Annotated in this window: 14 protein-coding genes; 12 read left to right on the top strand and 2 right to left on the bottom strand. The window is 43.2% G+C overall.

Annotated elements, in window-relative coordinates:
- Positions 1 to 5: 5 nt before the first annotated feature.
- Both NBH07_RS15730 and NBH07_RS15725 read right to left on the bottom strand, forming a co-directional pair.
- A complete protein-coding gene (locus tag NBH07_RS15730; protein WP_009016865.1) occupies positions 6 to 1,178 on the bottom strand; it encodes an ATP-binding protein in 1,173 nt (390 codons plus the stop codon).
- A gap of 929 nt (positions 1,179 to 2,107) precedes the next feature.
- Complete coding sequence (locus NBH07_RS15725) at positions 2,108 to 3,115, bottom strand: winged helix-turn-helix domain-containing protein (protein WP_229040590.1); 1,008 nt, start codon at positions 3,113 to 3,115, stop codon at positions 2,108 to 2,110.
- A gap of 192 nt (positions 3,116 to 3,307) precedes the next feature.
- Between NBH07_RS15725 and NBH07_RS15720 the strand changes: the two genes are divergently transcribed.
- The 12 genes from NBH07_RS15720 (at position 3,308) to NBH07_RS15665 (ending at position 20,282) form a co-directional block, all read left to right on the top strand.
- The gene (locus NBH07_RS15720) at positions 3,308 to 3,526 is read left to right on the top strand and encodes an NVEALA domain-containing protein (RefSeq protein ID WP_009275352.1); all 219 of its coding nucleotides are present in this window, start codon (positions 3,308 to 3,310) and stop codon (positions 3,524 to 3,526) included.
- A gap of 8 nt (positions 3,527 to 3,534) precedes the next feature.
- Positions 3,535 to 4,584, top strand: a complete 1,050-nt coding sequence (locus NBH07_RS15715; protein ID WP_009016862.1) for a TolB-like 6-bladed beta-propeller domain-containing protein — start codon at positions 3,535 to 3,537, stop codon at positions 4,582 to 4,584.
- A gap of 12 nt (positions 4,585 to 4,596) precedes the next feature.
- On the top strand, positions 4,597 to 5,451 hold the full coding sequence (locus NBH07_RS15710; protein ID WP_009016861.1) for a DUF1573 domain-containing protein: 855 nt from the start codon (positions 4,597 to 4,599) through the stop codon (positions 5,449 to 5,451).
- Between the two features lie 206 nt (positions 5,452 to 5,657).
- Complete coding sequence (locus tag NBH07_RS15705; protein WP_005859565.1) at positions 5,658 to 5,888, top strand: NVEALA domain-containing protein; 231 nt, start codon at positions 5,658 to 5,660, stop codon at positions 5,886 to 5,888.
- 187 nt (positions 5,889 to 6,075) lie between these two features.
- Positions 6,076 to 7,128 (top strand): BF3164 family lipoprotein, encoded by a 1,053-nt coding sequence (locus tag NBH07_RS15700; protein WP_005859567.1) that lies wholly within the window; start codon positions 6,076 to 6,078, stop codon positions 7,126 to 7,128.
- A gap of 95 nt (positions 7,129 to 7,223) precedes the next feature.
- Positions 7,224 to 8,084 carry a signal peptidase I gene (lepB, locus tag NBH07_RS15695; protein WP_008779164.1) on the top strand — a complete coding sequence of 287 codons (861 nt, stop codon included), beginning with the start codon at positions 7,224 to 7,226 and terminating at the stop codon, positions 8,082 to 8,084.
- 6 nt (positions 8,085 to 8,090) lie between these two features.
- Positions 8,091 to 9,500, top strand: a complete 1,410-nt coding sequence (locus NBH07_RS15690) for a transglutaminase domain-containing protein (protein WP_009016860.1) — start codon at positions 8,091 to 8,093, stop codon at positions 9,498 to 9,500.
- Between the two features lie 2 nt (positions 9,501 to 9,502).
- Positions 9,503 to 11,311, top strand: coding sequence for an O-antigen ligase family protein (locus NBH07_RS15685; protein WP_009016859.1), 1,809 nt, complete (start codon positions 9,503 to 9,505; stop codon positions 11,309 to 11,311).
- Between the two features lie 100 nt (positions 11,312 to 11,411).
- Positions 11,412 to 12,479 (top strand): efflux RND transporter periplasmic adaptor subunit, encoded by a 1,068-nt coding sequence (locus NBH07_RS15680; protein WP_008772846.1) that lies wholly within the window; start codon positions 11,412 to 11,414, stop codon positions 12,477 to 12,479.
- Positions 12,480 to 12,506: 27 nt separating this feature from the next.
- Positions 12,507 to 15,572, top strand: a complete 3,066-nt coding sequence (locus NBH07_RS15675) for an efflux RND transporter permease subunit (RefSeq protein WP_009016858.1) — start codon at positions 12,507 to 12,509, stop codon at positions 15,570 to 15,572.
- Positions 15,569 to 17,062, top strand: a complete 1,494-nt coding sequence (locus NBH07_RS15670; RefSeq protein WP_008779160.1) for a TolC family protein — start codon at positions 15,569 to 15,571, stop codon at positions 17,060 to 17,062. Before NBH07_RS15675 ends, NBH07_RS15670 begins: the two co-directional genes overlap by 4 nt.
- Entirely contained in the window at positions 17,052 to 20,282 is a 3,231-nt protein-coding gene (locus tag NBH07_RS15665; RefSeq protein WP_008779159.1) for an efflux RND transporter permease subunit, read from the top strand. The genes NBH07_RS15670 and NBH07_RS15665 overlap by 11 nt, the downstream gene beginning before the upstream one ends.
- Positions 20,283 to 20,328 lie beyond the last annotated feature (46 nt).

The raw sequence follows: 20,328 nt of genomic DNA, 5'->3' as shown, positions 1-20,328 counted from the left end.
GATATTCAATAGATAAAGCCAAACATCCATAAAGGAATCATATTGCGGAAAGCATATTCTATGTCATCTTTCACCACATACCCATCCGCCGCTTGCTTGATCTGTTGCCGCATCTTATTCTTTCCCCCAATCTCAAAGGTTCGGCCATCTATCTCAAAGTCTGAAATCGCAGAAGAAGTAACGAAGCATACGACTCGCATCCAAGATAGAAAAACCGTCTCACGCACGGAACCGATATCCGGTACCTGCTCCGACAACGCATAAGCCAGATTCGTATTATTCAGATAGATCTTCTCTACTTTCTCCAATAATTTCAAGCCCTGCGCTTTTTCTCGCAGTAAATTAACCAGACCTGCCTTCTCCAAATAACTCATGTAGTCGGGCAACACATTCCGGCTGATATCCAAATCTCTCGCCAACTTCGTATAATTTGGTTTGAAAGGGACACTTTGAGCTAATACATATAATAATTTCTTCAACTTTACGGCAGAAGCCACCGTCATATCCGCAAAAATCGGAATATCAGATTCCACCATTTGGTTAATCACGCTACGCAGACGCAAGAGATATTCCGTATCTTGAAAAAATGGATAATAACCTGTCGATAAATAATCATTAAATAATTTGAGTGGACGAGCTTCCTTATAAGGGAACTCAACCTTCCCAGCAAGAATCTCTTCCAACGAATACGATGGAAGCTGCCACCCCTGCGATATATTCAAATATTCCCGAAAAGAAAGTCCGGGTAATCTATACTCTACCTTCCTGCGACTTAAATCCGCACCACCTTTCTCCAGATCAAGAATAGACGAACCTGTATAGATAACTTGAAGACCAGGAATTTGATCGTATATATTCTTCACCTCCCTAGACCAATCTTTGTATTTATGAATCTCGTCAATATAAAGTTTTTTCCCACCCAGATTATAAAATTGATAAGCCATGTCGAATAACCGATACTTGGTAAAATAGAAATCATCTGCCGTAACATACAAAGACTCATCCTCACGATCATACAATTTGATATGCTGCAACAATAGGGTAGTCTTCCCAACACCACGAGCACCTAAAATCGCAACCAATCGGCTATCCCATGCGATCTGATCGTGAAGAAAACGCACGACTTCTGTCGAAGTATGCTCTAATTGAGTTCTAAAGGAACGAAATAAGGTCTCCATATCGATTCATGTTTAAAGGACAAATATACAAAATTGCACATCGTATCGTGCAATTTTGTATAAAAATTGCACATCGTATCGTGCAAATACCTTTATATAAATTGCCCTAAGGCTATCTGCTTAAAAACGCTCTCGTCCCACTCACTATTAATTTACCACCCTATCCTTTCCTATAAATAATCAAAAACATCTACAACATCTACAACTTCGCATATAGACATCTGGTTATATGATGTTTAACCCATGATTGCAGATAAAAAAACATCTACAATAATCCGATCCTATCTACAATCACTTACGCTTTTTCACCACAAAACAGAACGATCTTCTTACACTCGCCGTATTTCATCACTTCAGCAGTCTTCTTGATACCTATAAAGCATTAACATACAATAGCTTACAGTTTTTATTGGCAAAAACAAAAGTTTTCCAGTTATAAAACAAAAGTTTCATAGGCGGAAAACTTTTGTTTCCCTAGGAAGAAACTAAAGTTTCCTATAGGAGAAACCATTGTTTTCCCTACGAGAAACAACAATACCCCTGTATGTTAACGTTTTTAGTTGACTACTTAGCGTCTTATTTATAAAGCAGGTTGACCAGTTTGCGACTTAGTAATAAAAGAGGTTGACCATGTTCTATCTTATTCATGAACGAGATTCACCCGGACAAAAATAATTAACATTGTTTGCACAAATTCATTCAACTCACGATATAAATAGGTGACCTTAGACTGGCAAGCCTCTTATTCTGGGACTATCAGCTAAAAGTCAGCCCAAAAGATTGGCAATCCTAAGACCAATACAGACTTAGCTAAGTAATATATACTGTGTTGGGCAAGTCAGTATATATTACTTAGCCAAGTCAGTACTACTGCCGATAGCAAGCTCATCACACAAATAAACCATCAAATGAACGTTGAGATAGAGAATTTACTCTCCCGAAACGATCTTTAGCGAATATCCTTTACCCCGAGCACTCTCTATCACCAAACCCGGAATAGGAGACAAATCCTCTTTAAGCCTTTTAGCCGTAGCGGTAAGAGCGTCTTTGGACACACTTCCATCAGGCCAGATTTCTTCTTTCAGCCGATCGGACTCAATGAAATATCCTTTATGTTCTAATAAAATACAAAACAGTTTCAGCCGTTGATTTGCCAATTCGATACGATGCCTATGATAATGCAATACGCCATGTGTTTCATCGAACAAGATATCTTCTGTTATTTGTATCATCTCTTTAGGTGCTTCTTGTAGCGGTAAGATATTTATCCTTGGTCTTTTCCATGTCAAGACAATCGCAATAACCCAGAGAATAACCATTGCCAGAATCCAAAATATATTTCGCAAAAACACTTCACCTACTATATAAAGGAAAGGAAATTGAACAAACGCTTGTAAAACGATCGTCCGATTCGCTCCAAAAACAATATCTTTTAATGGTATGAAAGATTGATAAAAAGAAGTATCTGAAGAGCTACATTCCGTCTTGTCTATAAAGGTATAACAAGTTACGGTCTGAGCCGAAATCGCATGTTCATACAAAGATGCACGAAAAGCGCTATCCAGCAAGGTTACTTGAATCGGATTCTCCATAGACAAACAATGTTGGAGACAAAAATCAGACTTCTCCTGTGAAGACATCCTCCGTGCCACCTCCTTATTATTCCTCATATGTATAATCGCATCGGCAGTCTTGATTGTAATGCTATCTCGTTCCAATCGATTAGCGCCTGAATAGGAAAAACAAAAAGCATCCCCTAAATCTTTTATCCGCCTATTTGTATCATCTTGAACTGCCCGCTGAAATAACGTTTGAGACTCTTCTTGTAATTCATACTTTACATTTTGGTATGATTTATAAAAAGACAACAAGCAAATCATCGTCATCAGAACAAATACACTCCACTTCCAATAAAATTTCCAATTTTGCTTCTCCATAATTATTCCTCGTTGAAACTGCAAAGATACGTTTTCCATCCCTTTCTACGAATAAATTCATTCAACTCGCAAGATGAAAGATGACTATAGGTAGACAAAAGGCTTATTTTTCAACTGTCAGCTAAAAGTCACCTAAAAAGATTGGCTATCCAAAGACCAAGCCGTACGTTTATAACAAAAATTAGAAACGACATGAAACAAATTACTTTCAAGAAAGCTTTCGCTATCATTTTCATTTGCGCCTTGTGTGCTTCGTATTTTCTTTTGAAAGAAGGAAAACAAAATTTCTCAGATCTTACTTTCTCTAATATTGAAGCGCTAGCTTCCGGTGAAAGTGGATCCAAAGATTGTTATATGGCTGGCTCTCTATCATGTAATGGAGGATATTACAAATATATATACAACCGTTAAAACAACACATGAACTACTACGTGTACATAGTTCTATTAATAGGTAGTCTGGTATCCTGTTCGGAATCCTCACGGCACTTCCCCCGCTACGAGGATTTTCCCGATGAAAAGGCATTAAATGCGCAGGTTATCCACCTAGATACCGCCTTGTTCCGCTATCCTTTCCGGGTAGCGGTCAAGGATGGTATCGCTATTATCATGGACTTGCACAACGTAGATTATTTCTTCCATGCCTTCTCTTACCCCGAATGGGAATATATGACATCGTTTGGCAAACGAGGCGAGGGACCCGAAGAAATGGTATCGGCAGATTGCTTCCGGTTTATCTCCAAGGATTCTATCTGGACGCTCGATGCGAACAAAATGCGAACAACCCGGTGGAAGATTGAACAAAATATGAACAACATCATCCCCGTAGAAACGATCGATATGGACAAGCGGCTGGTTAGGGCATTGGACTTTTACCCGATGGAATCGGGCTTTTTGGTATCTGACTACCTCGGTGAATATAGACAAAAGTGGACAGACCGAGAAGGGAAATGGATTCACTCCGCTAATCAGATCCCGACTGAAAATAATTATGAAGACATCGCACGCCCTGCATTGGCGCAAGCGTGGCGAAGCTTCTTCGACTATAATCCCCAAAAAGGCATCTTGGTCATGGCAACCCAACTAGGAGAGGCATTAGAAATATACAACTTCACAGATACTACACAAACCGTACGGTATGGGCCTAATGGAGAACCTCAATTCGCAATCTCACGATCGGAGGGAATTCCAACCGGCATCATGGGATTTAGTGATGTCCATATCACAGACCATTTCATTTATGCCGTATTCCATGGGCGTAGCTTCAAAGATATCGAACAAGCATACCTACGAGGGGAAGAGATTGAGGATGGAGGACGATATATCTATGTATTCGACCTCAAAGGAAACCCCGTCCGGAAATATGTGCTCGACCATGCCATTTACGGTATCAACGTAGATGAGGATACGGGAACGATCCTCGCCACGGATGTAAACAGCAACGATCCGATTCTTTCATTTAAAATATAACGACAAAATATCATGAAATACTTAAATCTAATCATACTATTATTATTCCTTCTAGCTTGCCAAGACAAGAAAAAAGACGAGATCAAGCATTTAGTATCCGAATGGCAAGGAAAAGAGATACGATTTCCGAAAGACATGGTCTTTACACGGTTTGCAACCGATACGGTAGACTTCACCCTGCCAAAATCCCCCCACAAGGTGCTGGTTTTCGTGAATTCCATAGGATGTACCAGTTGCAAACTCCAACTGCACCGATGGAAAGAACTGATTCAATACACCGACTCCATTACCCAAGGAACGGTTCCATTCCTGTTTTTCTTCCAGTCCGATGATAAGAAAGAAATACGGTATCTATTGAAAAAAGACAATTTCGACAAACCTATCTGTCTGGATCAATCCGACAAGCTGAACGAACTAAATCATTTCCCGGCCGATGGGAGATTTCAAACCTTCCTATTGGATAAGTACAATAAGGTCGTAGTGATAGGAAATCCTATCCACAACCCGAATATCCGGGAGCTATACCTAAAAGAGATCACCGGAAAACAACCCGCTTCACAAATACAGACCACCGTGAAAGTGGAAGAGGCATCCATACAGCTAGGAACTATCCAAATGGGAGAAAGCAAAGAAGCTGTTTTCCGATTAACAAACACAGGAAATAACCCGTTAGTCATACTAGACGCGGCTACAACCTGCGGCTGTGCCCGCCCATCTTTCGACAAACATCCTGCCAAGTCGGGTGAGACCCTTCAAGTAAGAGCCATCATGACACCGAAAGACAAAGGAGTCTTTGACGAGACGATTACCGTGAAATGCAATACGAATCAACTGATAAAATTAAACATTCGGGGGATGGCTCAATAAATAAAAGAGAAGGGAGAGCTTGCCGGATATATTGGAACGATCACAAGCAAGCCTCCCACCCCACTTTTACCCATGAAGCAGAAAGGAGGTGACACAAAAGTAGTAAATTAAATTGAAAGAGGAATTCGAGAATATCCTTATTTTGCAGAAGAATAGTAAGCAAGAGATTAAATTCTCAAAAACATAAACTATAAAAAAGAAATATCATGAGAAAAAAGATTTTAGGAATAGCCGTAATGGCAGTCGTAGCAGTAGCTGCGGCATGGAACATCAACCAGAGTGAAAACGAGATTAAACTCTCTGATTTAGCGCTTGACAATGTGGAGGCATTGGCTAGTGGGGAAGGTGGAAGCGGATATTGCAGTTACTCTGGGGGAGGATGTATTATCAAATATTCCGATGGGACATCCACTTACATACCGGGACGTTGGAACTAAAATTTAATCAAAGGAGGGTGTGCCAAAACGAAAAAAATCACAATGGAATACAGTCGGTAAATCAATGGAATGCAGATGTTTTCTCATTGATTTTTAATTTGTATTTCATAGACTCTAGGTATCTTGAGCAAGAAGAAAATGTGTTCAATCCCTTAATTTGGCATGCCCTCCTTAAAAAATCAGTATCATGAAGAAATACATTATCTTACATCTTTCACTCATCCTATTAGTATTCATCGCTTGTACCGATGATCAAAAACAAGATGACAAAAACATAACCTTCCAGAGAAGTGATTTCAAAGTCCGAAAATCACTATCCGGAAAAACTATTGAATTTGACAGTCTTATTTTACGACCTTCACAAATCCAATTATTCGACTCCTTCCTAGTTACTTGCAATCAAGGGGCGGAAAAACAATTCCACATCTTCAACCTCAATACGGCACATAAGGAAGGAGAATGTATTCCTGTAGGACAAGGGCCTAAAGAGATGATGACACCATGTTTCGTCAATCGGAACGATTCCGTAGTCATTTTTGATATGATGACCTCTACGATTTTCACTTACTCTATCCCGGAATTTACCAGTGGAAAAGAACCGGAATACGCCAGCCGTATCTCCCTAGATACAAAACCGCTATGGAGCAATATTCGAAGCTTGGGCAACGGGTTCTTAGGCGTATCCTATCAAGAGACGAGTCCTGGATTCCTTTTTGATCAAACAGGTAAGAAAACGATGGATTTCGGTACTTATCCTAAAACTGAGCAGGAGTATACTCCTGCCGAATTAATCAATGCGTTTCGGGCAGACCTAACCACCAACCGAAAAGAGAAGGTTGCAATCACTCACTACTTCACTGATTTAATTTGCATCTATAACGTGAACGGGACCTTGGAAAAACAATTACGGGGACCGGATCATTTCGCATCTGTTTTCAAAGAATTTAGGGATGGAGACATTATCGGAAGTAAAGCGAGCCCGCAAACTTATAGAGACGCTTTTTATAGTCCTGTAAACGTGGGGAATAGTTTATTTGTTCTTTATAATGGAAAAATGGTGACAGAGCCTAATTACAATATATTATGCAAAGAATTATTTGTAATCGGATGGGACGGTAGCCTTGAATGCCATTACACATTAGACCAAGGAGTCTCCTCCATCGCTGTAGACAATCAAAAACGGAAGATCTATGGTATCAGTGATGATCCGGAATATCATATCGTAGTGTTCGACTATTGATGACTGATATCCAAAGAATTTGGATTTAGGAAATGAGGCATGAACATAAAAGAATGGGAATAGAAAAACGTATATACAAAACAAATATAAATCAGATGTTACGATATCTGACACTTATATTTTATGGGGTATTTGGTATTGGTTGCATATACGCATTCCTCCTCATCTTCTGTTTCAGCACGTTCAAAATCCCTTCCGATTCCATGGAGCCTCAACTCCAAACCGGAGATCAAGTATTAGTAAACAAATGGATAGCCGGACCTAGGTTATTCAATATTTTCGCATCTATGAAAGGGAAGCGGGTAGATATATACAGAGTACCCGGAGTCGGGCAAATCAAACGGAATGATATTCTCGTATTCAACTACCCGCATCCCTATTCATGGGAGCGGATCGAAATGCACATCATGCAATATTATATCAAACGCTGCCTCGGGTTACCGGGAGACTCCATCCGGATCGAACAGGGATTCTACCGAAACAACCATACAAAAGAGCCTTTGGGGAATGTGGAAAGTCAAGCGAACTTATCCAGACAAAAAGCGGATCGGATGCCGGACGGTGTCTACCGTTGTTTCCCTTTTGATTCTACATTCAATTGGAATGTTCATGATTTCGGTCCTTTGTATATCCCCCGAAAAGGGGATAGAATTACCGTGAATCAAACAAATTATAAGCTATACAAACAAATGATCGAGTGGGAATCAAAAGATTCCCTATCGTGGAAAGATAGTAAAGTTTATATAGGAGACAAACAGGTAAGACAATACCAGTTCCAAAGCAACTATTACTTCGTGGCCGGAGATAAGACAGAAAACTCTAGAGATTCCCGTTATCTCGGACTTATACCGGAGGAATTTATCGTAGGGGTAGCTTGGAAAGTGTGGAAATCCGTTGACCCTTACACGGGGGAATACAGAAAGGGACGTTTTTGGAAAAATATTCGAAACAATTGAAGAATTATGAATAAGCTTATTTTATATGTATGCGCTTGGATCTGTCTGCACTCTTGCGGTTTCTCAAAAAGCCAAGAAGAAAGTATGTTGGAATATGCGTTGTCGCAAGCCGGCGATAACAGGAAAGAGTTGGAATATGTCATCAAATACTATGAAGGGGATTCGTTAAAAAGAGAGGCCGCCCGCTTTTTGATACGCAATATGGTCTATCATTTCGGATATGAGAAGCGAGAGAGGGTATCAGACATCACCACCCTATCCTCGGACTATCTAATCCGTAATATCGAGCTGGCGTTTCAGGCGTGGCCCAAGCCCTGGAATAAATCGGTAAGTTTCGAGAATTTTTGCAGGTATATACTTCCCTACCGGGGGTTATACGAACCGCTCTCCGGTTTACGTGAGGAGCTGATGCGGACGTACCTCCCTTTGCTGGATAGTTCGCATATTGATAACACGTACGATGCGGCCGTGAGGTTACAAAAGATACTACGAACCCGAGTCACCTATCAAACGGAGATACCCATCCACTATCCAACCGCAGAGGAGATCCACCGGACAGGGGTTGGACGTTGTGATGGGGTAGTCTTGTATGGTATCCAGCTGATGCGTGCGGCCGGTATTCCCACTGTAGCAGAACATACGATCTGGACTCGTAGGAACGGGGAACATTATTGGTGCGCATTCTTAAACGAGGATGGGCGATTCCTACCTTTCGCTCCGGAGTACGAAGGCCCGGATTCCTTGATCTACAACCTAACCAAGCCGTTCTTGACCCCGGCCAAGGTTTACAGATACGGATTCGCCCCCTTACATCCGGTAACGACCGAGTCGACCGATGAATACCGTACGTTCTTAAAAAATCCGTTATTGACCGCTGTCACGGAGCAATACCTACCACCTGTCGCAGATATCCATACGACTTGCGACCTCCCGGTGAGATCAAAAAGAGCACCTATTTACCTCTGTACCTATAATCATGGTAACTGGAGGCCTTTCGCCATGAGCGAACGGATCGGCAACCGCTGTACCTTCCCGAAGATCGTAGGCGATGATGTGTTTATCATCGCCGAATATGACAAAGAGGCTTATGGCTCACTACGCTTCATCACATCCCCTTTCCATGTGAGCAATACGGGGATCATCACGAAAATTAAGCCCGATCCGGCCCGAACCGATTCCATCTTTATCGCCTCGGACAACCCGTATCAACAGCAAGTGCCGTATACACTCGCTTATTGGGAACAGGAACAGCAGTGTTTTAAAAACGGATATTTCCCGACAGACACGATACCCGGTGGCATCCTCATTCGCAAGATACCTAAAGGGAGCCTGTTGAAAGCGATGATCTCGCGACCGGAAAAGGCTGCGGAAGATCGTATCTTTTTGGTGGAAAACGATACGGTAAAAAGATATTAACCATGAAAGAGCTGTTGAAACTCGGCGTATATACCCTACTCGGGACACTTTTGCTAAGCGCCCCTTTCGCAGGATTGGGAATGCTATCCACACACTTGGTGACAGAGAAAACCTTTTGGATTCAACTAATCGCCCTGTTCTTATCCGCCGTGTCCCTACAAGGTTTGTGGTTGAATCCAAGCAAGGGGCTGTGCCCATGGACTTACGTGGATATCCTCCCCCTTTCCCTCTTGGGGCTTATCCTCCTCTCTTATCCCTACTCCATACACCCGGAGCCGGAAAAGCTCCTGTTTATCGGACAAATGGTTGTCTTGTGGTATCTGCTTCGGCAGGTGTTCCATGAATATCCGGTGCTCATAGGATATTTTTCAATGTTCTTTATCGCGACAGGCCTTATAGAAGCCATCTGGGGCTTCCGTCAATTACAGGGATGGGCCTATTCGAACCATTCCCTGTTTCGGCTGACCGGCTCTTTTTTCAATCCGGGGCCTTATTCCGGATATTTGGCGATCACATTACCGGTGGCTCTTGGCATCTTGCTGGAACAGTCCAAACGAAATATGCCCTATTACCTGTCCATGGGATGTATAGGCACAGCAATCGTTGTACTTCCTGCGGGAATGAGCCGATCGGCATGGATAGCGGTGGTCGTTTCTTGCGCCTGGGTATATGCCCTGTACCGCCTTGACAGGAAACAGGCAGCGACCAGACTGAGACAACACAAAAGGTGGTATATCATAGGCGGTATCCTAGGCGGCATATTGCTTCTTGGCGGGAGCGCATCACTCTATACATTAAAGAAAGATTCGGCAGACGGAAGGTTTCTGATGTGGAAGATCACGACGAAAGCGATACAAAAACAACCGATTACAGGTACCAGCCTAGGTGGGTTCCCTGCCGCTTACGCTGAAACACAAGCGGAATACATGGCTTCGGGAAAAGCGACTGAACAGGAAAAGTTGGTTGCCGGATGCCCGGAGTACGCATTTAATGAATACTTGCAGATTGGATTAGAACAGGGGTTAGTAGGATTAGCCCTATTTATAGGCTGGCTGGGGCTTCTATTTTATAAAGGAATAAAGAACAAAAGGTATGCTTGTTGCGGGGGATTGATGTCTCTGGCTATATTCGCCTTCTCTTCTTATCCATTACAATTGCCGGAGTTTTGGGTAGTATTGATATTCCTAGGGGTGATGAGCGTAACACCGGACAAGGATGAGATCCGTGAGAACCAAGCCGAATCAAATGGCCATAGATGGGGCAAACAGATATTTTTTATGGGAATCGCTATCCTTGGAATTGGTTTGTTCTGGATGCAAAAAGATCATTATAAGGCTTATCAACAATGGAATAAGGCGCAAATGTTTTACAATAATAAAGCTTACGAAGCGGCCTTGGAGGTATATGAACCTTTGTATCCATTATTGAAGCATAAACCGGAATTCCTTTTCGAGGCCGCTCAATCTCTTAGCAAAACCGGACAATATGAGAAAGCGAATGAATATCTGGAGAGAGCTGTCTTATTAAGCTCCGATCCCATGCTTTATTACGTAATGGCTAAAAATGAGCAGTGTTTAGGTGAATACCGACAAGCGGAAAAGCACCTGTTACATGCCATTGATATTTTACCGGAACGTATCTATCCGTATTATCTGTTAATGAATCTTTATACGGAACCATCTTATTTTCAACCTGCAAAATTGAAAATGGCGATTGATTCCGTATTAACTAAGAAACCCAAAGTGGAAAGTTCCGCTATTAAAGAAATGAAAGAGAAAGCACGAAGTATGTTAAACAACACATCAATATGAATACAATATCCTTATTTTTATAGCAATTACGACTACATCGTAACAATAAATACTTATATTTGCGAATGATAAATTGTACAAACCGATCAATCATACGAGTATGAAATACTATAAATTGTTGACCTTTACGCTTTTATTCTGTTTAAGCGCATGCGGTGGAGAAAAGAAAGATACAGATGCCACACAAGATTCCGTAGAGACCGTATTGCCGGATGAGGCGAACGAAGTCACGATCATGACATTGAAGCAAACGGAATTTAATCATGAGTTGATAAGCAATGGTAAATTATCCGCTCGCAAGTTGGTGGACTTACGGTTTGAGTCGGCGGAACCCATCGCCCGTATCTACGTGAAGAACGGAGACCGAGTAAACAAAGGACAGAAAATAGCGGAACTCGCTACTTTCCGGCTCACGAACAAAACAGCGCAAGCCAAAGATGCCCTAGAGAAAGCGAGGCTTGAATTAAAAGACGTATTGATCGGTCAAGGATATATGCTGGAAGACTCAGCGAAAGTCCCGCCTGCGACGCTCAACCTAGCACGGGTAAAAAGTGGATATGATCTGGCGCTCGCCCAATATCAACTTGCCCAATATGAGGAACAGAACGCGACGCTAATCGCGCCTTTCGACGGTATTATCGCAAACCTTTTCGCTAAACAAGAGAACGTGGCGTCTACGACGGACGCATTCTGTACCGTTATCGATCCTCATAGTCTGGAAGCCTCTTTCACCGTATTGGAAAGTGAGTTGCCGCTTATCCAAAACGGAGATAAAGTGGAAGTTACCCCTTTCGCCACCACCAGCTTAAAGACTGAAGGACGTATATCCGAGATCAACCCGCTAGTGGATGAGAACGGGATGGTACAAGTGAAAGCGGCGGTAAACGACAAAGGTAAATTATTCGAAGGCATGAATGTACGGGTTAGCGTACAACGCTCGCTTGGGAAGCAATTGGTCGTACCTAAAACGGCTGTGGTATTACGTTCCGGAAAACAAGTCGTATTTACTTTAGTTGATGGGCACGCTTATTGGAACTACGTGCGTACCGGACTGGAAAACGCGGATAGTTATACCCTTTTGGAAGGATTGAAAGAAGGGGATGTCGTGATTACAAGCGGCAATATTAATCTGGCGCATGAGTCACCGGTCAAGGTAATTGAAAATTGAGAATTGAGAATTGAAAATTAGTCGCGTATGATTCGCTTCCTGCTACAACGTCCGATAGCGGTATTGATGGCTTTTACGGCCTGCTTTATCGTGGGGTTGGTGACTTATTTCACCATACCGGTCTCCTTATTGCCTGATATCGCCATACCTGAGATTACCGTTCAGATATCCGGACAAAATACATCCGCACGGGAATTGGAAAATACTGTCGTAAAGCCGGTCCGTTTGCAATTGATGCAAGTGGCAGGATTACGGGATATCCATAGCGAGACTCGCGATGGAGCGGGTATTATCCGCCTTAGCTTCGACTTTGGCACGAATACGGATCTTGCCTTTATAGAGGTCAATGAGAAAATAGACGCCGCCATGAATTACCTGCCCCGTGAGGTAGAACGTCCACGGGTGGTCAAGGCGAGCGCTACGGACATTCCGGTGTTTTGCCTCAACCTCACACTCAAGACAATTGAAAATGATGCCGCTTTCCTCGATCTTTGCCAATTCGCGGAAACAGTAATCAAACGAAGGATCGAACAGTTGCCGGAAGTCGCAATGGTGGATATCACGGGCATATTAGGACGGCAATTACAGATCGTACCGGATATGAAGCTCTTGGATATGGCTGATATTACGTTAAATGATTTGGGATCAGCCTTGTCTGCCAACAATATAGAGCCGGGAAGCATGACCGTACGGGATGGTTATTATGAGTACAATATCAAATTTTCTACCTTATTACGTACACCGGAAGACGTACAAAATATCTATATCCGTAAGAATGACCGGATCTTCCAGATAAAAGATCTGGCAAAAGTAGCTGTCGTACCGGAAAAAGAAACCGGCTTATCGCTAGCCAACGGGGAAAGGGCCGTTACATTAGCCGTTATCAAGCAAGCGGATGAGAATATGGACAATATGAAAGAGGCGCTCGCCGAGGTTACCGACTATTTCAAGTCCATTTACCCGGATATCGAATTTACGATCACAAGAAACCAGACGGAGTTATTGGATTATACGATTTCCAACCTCAAACAGAACCTATCGTTAGGTTTCTTGTTTATCTGCATCGTGGCAATCCTTTTCCTCGGAGACGTAAAAAGCCCGGCGGTAATCGGATTGAGTATGGTAGTCAGTATCATCATTAGTTTCTTGTTCTTCTACCTTTTCAATATGTCCTTAAATATCATTTCCCTATCCGGATTGATTCTGGCATTGGGTATGATGATAGACAGTTCCATCATCGTGACGGAGAATATAGCGCAATACCGGGCAAAAGGAGATAATCTGGAAGAAGCGTGTATAAAAGGAACCACAGAAGTAATCACCCCCATGCTTAGTTCCACATTTACCACGATCGCTGTATTCGTTCCGCTGGTATTTATGAGTGGTATAGCGGGAGCGATTTTCTTCGATCAGGCGTTTGCTGTTACGGTTGGTTTAATGGTCTCTTATTTCACCGGAATCATGTTACTGCCTGTACTTTACAAATTAGTTTACAGCATACCGGAGATCAAGCATTCCTTTTTCAATCTGAAAATAAACAATTTAATCAAGGAGCATACGCTGGATCGATTCTATGACGGAGGTGTCGATTTCATATTCAAGCATAAGACCACCAGCCTACTATTTGTAGCTGTCACCATCCCCCTTTGCGCGATCCTATTCTATGCGATCCCCAAAAGCCGGATGCCGGAAATCGATCAGAATGAGTTAATCGCACATGTTGAATGGAATGAGAACATCCATATTGATGAGAATAGAAAGAGAGTCACCGAATTATTTGGTGAGGCCGATCGGTTAGGCGCGCAACACACGGCCTATATCGGACAGCAACAATTCCTGCTTAACCGAGACAGAGAATTATCCATCTCGGAAGTAGAACTTTATTTTAAGACAGAAGAGACCGATGCTATCGCTCCTTTACAACAAGAAATCTCCGCTTGGGTAAAGCGAAATTACCCGACAGCCGTATTATCGTTCTCTCCGCCGGAGACTGTGTTTGAGAAACTGTTCGTAACCGGTGAGGCCGATATCGTAGCCGAGTTCTATGCCCGTAACAAAGAACAAGCTCCGGATGCCCCTACTTTGCAAAAACTAGAGAAAACACTAGAGAGTAAGACCGGTCTCGCTCCCGTTGGCGTAGCTTTCGAGAATCAATTAAACATATCCATAGACCATCAGAAACTATTACTTTATAATATCTCCTATGAAGAGGTCTACCGGGTACTTAAGACGGCCTTCAAGGAAAATGAAGTCGCTACCTTACGCTCTTATCAACAGTATTTACCGATCACGCTAGCCGGAAACGAGCAAACGGTCGATCATATCCTACATAATACGTTAATCCGTACGCAACCGGACGAAAACCAAAAGACGAATCATGTCCCTCTTAGCGCAGTAACAAAAATTACTCCCGGAGAGGATTTGAAGATACTCACCGCTGGAAAGAACGGGGAATATATTCCTTTTAGCTTCTATCAAGTAGAGAATGCGGAACAGTTAATGGAAAATATTCGGGAACTCGTACGCAGCGAATCCAAAGATAAGACGAATTGGGACATCGATTTCTCGGGAAGCTTCTTCTCGAACCAACAAATGCTGAATGAATTGGTCGTCATCTTGTTCATATCCATCCTCTTGATGTATTTTATCCTAGCGGCTCAATTCGAGAGCTTCTTGCAGCCCTTGATCGTCCTGCTGGAAATACCTATAGACGTAGCCGCCTCCTTACTGGTATTATGGATATGCGGGCATACCTTAAACCTGATGAGTGCTATCGGTATCGTGGTAACTTGCGGTATCATCATAAACGACTCTATCTTGAAACTGGACGCAATCAATGAGCTTCGGAAAGAAGGTGTACCCTTGATGGAAGCGATCCATGAGGCGGGTCGTCGCCGTCTGCGCCCGATTATCATGACCTCATTGACAACTATATTCGGTATGGTACCGCTACTATTCACGTTCGATATGGGAAGTGAGTTGCAAAAGCCACTCTCCATTGCCATGATCTCGGCGATGCTGATCGGTACGGCTGTCAGTTTATTTATTATCCCTTTGGTTTATTGGTTTATCTATAGGAGACATGCATTATGAAAAAAAGATACAAGAGGACATTCCTAGTTTTATATGCGTTCTGTTCGCTATTAGTCGGAGGAGTATCGGCCCAATCGCTCGTCCTTTCCCTTGAGAAGACGATCTCATTGGCCGCCGATAGCTCGCTGGAGGCTTTTCGTACGAAAAACCTATTCTTATCCGGTTACTGGGAGTTTCGCAATTACAAGGCGGAGCGACTGCCTAGTCTTACGTTGAATATCACGCCCGCCGAATATTACCGGGATATCACGAAACGATACGATTCAGAAAAAGACATCGACGAATACCGTAAGCAACAGTCCTTTTATGCGGGAGGAAACTTAAAGATCAAACAGAACTTCGATATGCTGGGTGGTAGTTTCTTCGTGGACACGGATCTGGGGTATATGCGCTATTTCGGCTCGAATACTTATAATCAGTTCACCTCCGTTCCAATCCGTATCGGATACAGCCAAGATTTATTGGGATACAATCCTTTCCGGTGGGAGAAGAAGATAGAGCCTCTAAAATATGAGAAAGTAAAGAAAGAGTTGCTTTATAATATCGAGACCGTCAGCGAGCAAGCCACCACCTACTTTTTCTCTTTAGCCATGGCTCAAGTAGAATATGATATGGCTAAAGAAAATGTAGCGACAACCGATACGTTATACCGTACCGGCCAAGAGCGGCATAAGATCGCGGCTATCAGCCAAGCGGATTTACTGACACTCAAGCTGGATGCGATCAATGCCCGCAACACGTTACAAAACGCCGATATAGCCTTGAAACGAGCCATGTTCAGTCTGGCCTCGTATCTGAATTTCGATAAGAATACGGAGATACGGCTTCGGTTGCCGTCACGCCCCCATGATATGGATATTCCGGTGGATCAAGCATTGACGTTAGCCCGGGAAAATAACCCCAAGTTTCTGGAAGTGCGGCAAGAGGTACTAGAGGCCGAGCAACAAGTAGATAAGACCAAGAAGGAAACCTTATTCAACGCATCCTTAAATGCCAGTATCGGTTTCAATCAAGTAGCGACCCAGTTTAAGGAAGTTTACAAGAATCCGCTACAGCAGGACTTGGTATCGATCTCTATCTCTATTCCCCTTATAGACTGGGGAGTACGGAAGGGTAAATACAATATAGCCAAAAGCAATCTAAATGTTACGCAAATATCCGCACGGCAGACGGAAGTCACTCTGGAGGAAGACGTTATCATGACTGTCGGCGATTTCAATGTACAGCAAAACCTGATCGCCAGCGCAGAGGAGGCTTTGGACATCGCAATCATGGCCTATAACGAGACCAAGCAACGTTTCATGATCGGCAAAGCGGATATCAATAGCCTTACGCTCTCCTTGAACCGACAACAGGAAGCGCAACGTAATTATATCACGGCCTTGCAAAATTATTGGTTGAGCTATTACAAAATACGTAAGCTCACCTTACATGATTTCGAGACAGGCATCTCATTAGCCAACGAATTTGATTACGAGCATGGGTTCTAAGCCGAACATATCATCCTTTACGATCATCGTCACCTTCCTTTGTATCGCATTGGCGGGGATCGCTTTCGTGCCTTTATTGCCGATCAAGCTATCTCCCTCCCGTACGCTGCCGAAATTAAGTATCAGCTATAATATGCCCTCCAACTCAGCGAGGGTTATCGAGATGGAGGTAACCTCACGGTTGGAGGCGATGCTTGCCCGTATCAAAGGAATCAAAGAGATCTCCTCGACCTCGGGAAACGGATGGGGAAGGATTACTTTAGAACTAGATAAACATACGAATATAGATGCCGCACGTTTTGAGGCATCAACAATTGTTAGACAGACGTGGCCGGACCTTCCGGAAGAATTAAGTTATCCGATTTTAGAGATGAGCCGTCCGGACGACAAGGAATCACGCCCGTTCATGAGTTATACCTTGAACGCTTCCGCTACCCCGATATTCATCCAGCGATTCGCCGAGGATCAGATAAAGCCCCGGCTTAGCAGCGTGCAAGGTATTTATCGTATCGATGTAAGCGGAGCGACCCCTATGGAATGGCGCTTGGAATACGATAGCCGCCAGCTACGGGATCTGGGGATCACGATAGAGGATATCCAATCGGCGATCAGCCAATATTACAAAAAAGAGTTCCTTGGAACCGCTAATATGGGACAAGGAGATACCAGCAAGGAATGGATTCGTCTGGCGTTAATGCCGGAAAAGATCACGAATGGGTTCGAACCATCGCATATCACCGTCGCAAACAAAGATGGTAGCTTAATCCGGCTGGATCAATTGATAAAGGTAACCCGGCAAGAAGAGGCCCCGCAAAGTTACTACCGGATCAATGGTTTAAACTCTATTTACCTGTCTATCCGTGCGGAAGAGACTGCCAACCAGTTGCAATTAGCCAAGAAAGTGAAGGAAGAAATGAAACATATCCGCACCTTGCTTCCTCCCGGTTACGAGATCCATACCAGTTACGACGCTACCGAATTTATCCAAGAAGAATTGGATAAAATCTACGTCCGTACAGGCTTGACCATCTTGATCCTCTTGCTCTTCGTTCTGCTGATTACCCGGAATGTACGTTATCTGTTCTTGATCATCATCAGTTTAAGTATCAACCTGTGTATAGCCGTCATCCTTTATTATTTATTAGGGTTGGAGATGCAATTGTACTCGCTGGCGGGTATCACGATCTCTCTCAGCTTGGTGATCGATAATACGATCGTGATGACCGATCATATCCGGCACCATCATGACCGGAAAGCGTTCTTGTCTATTCTGGCGGCCACTTTGACGACTATGGGCGCCCTCGTGATCATCTTCTTCTTGGATGAGAAGATACGGTTGAACTTACAGGATTTCGCTGCTGTCGTGATCATTAATCTGGCCGTATCTTTGTTCATCGCGTTATTCTTGGTTCCGGCATTGATCGACAAGATGAATTTGCACCGGAAGAAAGTCGCTTCTTCTTCCCCAAAAGCCCGGAGTCATTGGAGACAACATCCGGTGGTCCGTCCGATACGGTCGTTCATACACCGTTTCCCAGTCTATTTCTCTCATTATTACCGGGCGCAGATCCGTTTCCTTTGCAATTGGAAAAAGCTGGCTTGCCTTATTCTAGTACTGGCTTTCGGACTACCGATATTTTTATTGCCGGAGAAGATCGAGCCGGAAGAGAAGGATCTATCCGCAAGGGACTCTTTGTGGATCGCTCGCTACAATGAATTCGCGGCGAAAGGTATTTGGAAGGAAACGATAAAACCTATCGTCGATAAGAGTTTGGGAGGAACCTTGCGCCTATTTGTCCAAAAGGTATACGAGGGAAGTTATTTTACCCGGAATGAAGAAACGGTATTAAGTATCAGCGCTTCCATGCCGAACGGTACGACCCTTGATCAAATGAACCACTTGATCAACCGAATGGAGGCTTACTTGAGTACCTATAAGGAAATACGGCAATTCCAGACCAGTATCTATAACGCACGTCAAGCCAGTATCAACGTCTATTTCACCCGTGAGAACGAGCGAAGTGGTTTCCCCTACACCTTGAAAAGCAGGGTGATTAGCAAAGCGTTGGAATTAGGTGGTGGAAGTTGGGGCGTATGGGGACTTATGGACCAAGGTTTCAGCAATGATGTCCGTGAGAACGCAGGTTCTTTCCGGATCGAGATGTACGGATATAATTATGACGAGTTATACGAATGGGCGGAGAAACTACGGGAGAAATTGCTTACGTATCGCCGTATCAAGGAAGTATTGATCAATTCCGAGTTTTCTTGGTGGAAGGATGATTATCAGGAATTCTACTTCAACTTGAATAAATCCCGTATGGCGCAAGCGGATATATTGCCTATCGATTTATTCGCGTCTATCCGGCCTGTTTTCGGTAAAGATATCTACGCAGGTACCATCGTCGTTGATAACGAGACGGAAAAGCTAAAACTTTCTTCTCGCCAATCAAAGGAGTTCGATATCTGGAGTATGCAATATGTACCTCAAACCATCCGTGATAAATCCTATAAGTTGTCCGAACTCGCTATCGTCGAGAAAAGCCAGACCCCTCAACAGATAGCGAAAGTAAACCAGCAATACAGGCTCTGCCTGCAATATGAATATATCGGAGCCTCCTCACAAGGCGAGAAGATACAGAAAAGGGAACTTAGAGAGTTTAACAAGATCCTGCCTATGGGATATACGGCTAAAGCGGAAAAGAACTATTGGTCATGGGATCAGAAAGATAATAAACAATATGCGTTATTATTCTTGATCATCGTTATTATTTTCTTTACGACCAGTATCTTGTTTAATTCCTTGAAACAACCGCTGGCGGTCATTTTTGTCATACCGATCTCTTATATCGGGGTATTCCTGACCTTCTATTGGTTCAAACTGAACTTCGACCAAGGTGGATTCGCCTCCTTCGTTTTATTATGCGGTATCACGGTAAACGCCAGTATCTATATCTTAAACGAATATAACCAAATTCGGGAACGGATACCCGCTATTTCCCCAATCCGTGCTTATCTAAAGGCATGGAACGCCAAGATCACACCGATTTTCCTAACCGTTATATCGACCATACTCGGATTTATCCCGTTCATGCTAGGCACCGATAAAGAAGCCTTTTGGTTCCCGCTCGCCGCCGGAACGATAGGCGGCCTTATCATGTCTATCCTAGGCATCTTCTTTTATTTACCGATATTTACGCTGAAAAAAGAACGGCATTAAACAGGAATACGTATCTTTAACGGATAAATCGTTAATCAAATTCATT

The sequence above is a fragment of the Parabacteroides sp. B2-S-102 genome, from assembly GCF_023656665.1.
Taxonomy (GTDB): domain Bacteria; phylum Bacteroidota; class Bacteroidia; order Bacteroidales; family Tannerellaceae; genus Parabacteroides; species Parabacteroides distasonis.
The sequence above is the reverse complement of the archived record's forward strand: the minus strand, read 5'-3'. Positions and strand labels throughout refer to the sequence as shown.